Below are 2,457 nucleotides of genomic sequence, written 5' to 3'. Positions count from 1 at the left end.
CCCGTTCCCATACCGAACACGGAAGTTAAGCTCTCTAGCGCCGATGGTAGTTGGGACCTTGTCCCTGTGAGAGTAGGACGTCGCCAAGCAAAAATCTAAGTCGATTCGACTTAGATTTTTTTGTGTTTATTTTTATTTACCAAATGTTATAATCCATAAATTTAGTAATCTTAAAGAGGAAAAAAGATGAAATAGGGACTGTCTAAACTAAAATTTGAGCAATAATGCCGTAAAAGGTGATAAAGTAACGCGTTTAAATGTTAGTTTAAGGTAAGGATTACCTTTTTATGTTAATTAAGTTGTAGAATGACTAAAAATATTTACTCTTTATATGAAAAACGTTATGTGAAAAATAGCTATTCAGCTGTTTTTCACATAACGTTTTTTCGTTTTTAGAGGATTTCACATAAGAAAAAATCTATAATTAAGATGGTTAACATATATTTTTTGATGGGTGTGGGGGATTATGAAAGAAATATGCATGTTATTAGTGGCTGTTATATTATGGGGGACAGCTATTGCGCCAACAAAGTGGGCATTAGAATCTATTCAGCCATTTACTTTGTTGTTTATTCGCCTTTTCTTCGCGGGGGGAATCTGTTTACTATTCTCATTTAAACAATTAAAAAGATCAGTTGTACATAAACAGGTCCCATGGAAAAGAATGAGTTTACTATCTTTTACTGGTGTAGCTGGGTATTTTATGTTCACATCCTACGGTATTTCTTTAACAAGTGGATTGCATGTTAGTATCATTGATGCTGCATTGCCATTAGTTACAATTCTTTTTTCGGCATTCTTTTTAAAAGAGAAAATTCAGTTGAATTATTGGATTGGAATTATGCTAGGAGCTATAGGTGTGCTTTTGATTACTGTTCCTTCTGACAATACTGATCAAGAGGTCTCTTTAATAGGGGATATACTTATTTTATTGAGCACTTTTTTATTTGCCTTCTATACAATATTGTTAAAACGCCCGAGGCAAGAGCGATATTTATCTAATAATGTTTTTACAACGCTAACTTTAATTATTGGAGCCGTTATTTTATTACCTTTTGCAATGGTGGAAATCTTTTATTATGGTTTTCCAAAGATTGAAACATGGAAGACAGTATTTAGCGTAATGTATCTTGTTATAGGTGCAACAATTTTGGCGTATTGGTTTTGGAACAAAGCGCTAGAGAGGATTTCGGCATCGGTAAGTGGGTTATATTTAAATGCATTACCATTAATAAGTATTGTTACTTCAATTGTTCTATTAGATGAATCTTTAACATGGAAGATAATAATAGGGGGAAGCTTAGTTTTAATAGGAGTAGGATGGGCAGATAAGCAAAAAATAGGTAATTTATTAAAGAGAAATAGTTTAAATGTTAAAAAGATACCTAATATATAAGGTATCTTTTTATATTTGGCAAAGATGATAGATTGGAATCAGTATGGATATTCTTTACTATATCTATACGTATCGAAATCATTTTGAAATATTGTTTGAACGAGTTGTATACATTCCGTATCATAAAAACTTTCGAAAGTAGGGTAGCGAGGAAATAAAGGATCAGTAATACTTGCTTCGCTAAAATTCCCCCTATAGATCATAGCGGGAGTCTGATGATGCCAGGATGTGGATAATTTATTTATCGGTGCGGATTTTAATTCAAAGTGGCTCTCTAACTTTTGCATTTCCTGATCAAAATCCTCTAAGTAAATATAATTGGTTACATATGCTTCTTCACCTAGTATGTATTGTTGTGTAAAATGCGGATTCATATCATCTGTATGAGCACCTTTGGCGAGTAGGTAATATAAAAAATGTTTATATGAGATTCCTTTAGGAGAATTTTCATCTTGATATAAAAACTTTCGAATGGGTTGCCATTCTGGGTTTTCTACATAGGGAGGTGCGATTAAGGATACGAAAGAACTAACGGCTCTTTTAAAAGGATTACGAACAAGTTTAAAAGTTTCTTTTTGTTTATCTCGTAATGCTATGCCTAGCCGCACATCGTAGGCGGGTGTACTTTTATATATGTCATATTCGTAATTATGAATAAAAGGATTATAGTTTAAAGCTGTTTGTAATAAATCAATCTGGTAAAAAAACCAATTAGCAAGTGAAGTGCAGCCACTTTTTTGACTCCAAAATAGAATGAGAGGGAAGTTTCTGTGGTAGTGTGGTTTTCTGAAATTAGCATTGATGATGTGTAACATAGAAGAATCAAACAATCTCTACACTCCTTTCAGTTATCATAATTATATGTATGAAAAATAAGGAAGGGCTATGAGTAATAAATGTTTTTATGAAAAATGAAAAAGAGTTGTTGACTATTGTTAAATAGAGGTGTAATATAAAACAAGTCGCCGATGACATTAACGTCGAAAGCGACAAACAAAAATAAAAAACTTAGTTGACATTAACTAACGAAGATGTTAACATAAGGAAGTCGCAAATGAGCG

At 32.6% G+C, this 2,457-nt stretch carries 2 protein-coding genes and 1 rRNA gene; 2 read left to right on the top strand and 1 reads right to left on the bottom strand.

Translation table 11 applies throughout. The annotated features are described in order from the left end of the window. Both rrf and MR113_RS27035 read left to right on the top strand, forming a co-directional pair. Positions 1–89 (top strand): 5S ribosomal RNA (rrf, locus tag MR113_RS27040); the annotation flags it as partial. A gap of 377 nt (positions 90–466) precedes the next feature. Then, complete coding sequence (locus tag MR113_RS27035; RefSeq protein WP_242257464.1) at positions 467–1,396, top strand: DMT family transporter; 930 nt, start codon at positions 467–469, stop codon at positions 1,394–1,396. Positions 1,397–1,434: 38 nt separating this feature from the next. On the opposite strand, the gene MR113_RS27030 is transcribed toward MR113_RS27035, so the two are convergent. After that, on the bottom strand, positions 1,435–2,226 hold the full coding sequence (locus MR113_RS27030) for a sulfotransferase family 2 domain-containing protein (RefSeq protein WP_242257463.1): 792 nt from the start codon (positions 2,224–2,226) through the stop codon (positions 1,435–1,437). Between the last annotated feature and the right edge of the window lie 231 nt (positions 2,227–2,457).

It is taken from the genome of Bacillus cereus group sp. BfR-BA-01379 (assembly GCF_022663605.1).
Lineage (GTDB): Bacteria > Bacillota > Bacilli > Bacillales > Bacillaceae_G > Bacillus_A > Bacillus_A mobilis.
The sequence above is the reverse complement of the archived record's forward strand: the minus strand, read 5'-3'. Positions and strand labels throughout refer to the sequence as shown.

Excerpts from the sequence above, each read along its gene's own strand:
- MR113_RS27035 (WP_242257464.1), top strand. The coding sequence starts at position 467 with ATGAAAGAAATATGCATGTTATTAGTGGCTGTTATATTATGGGGGACA.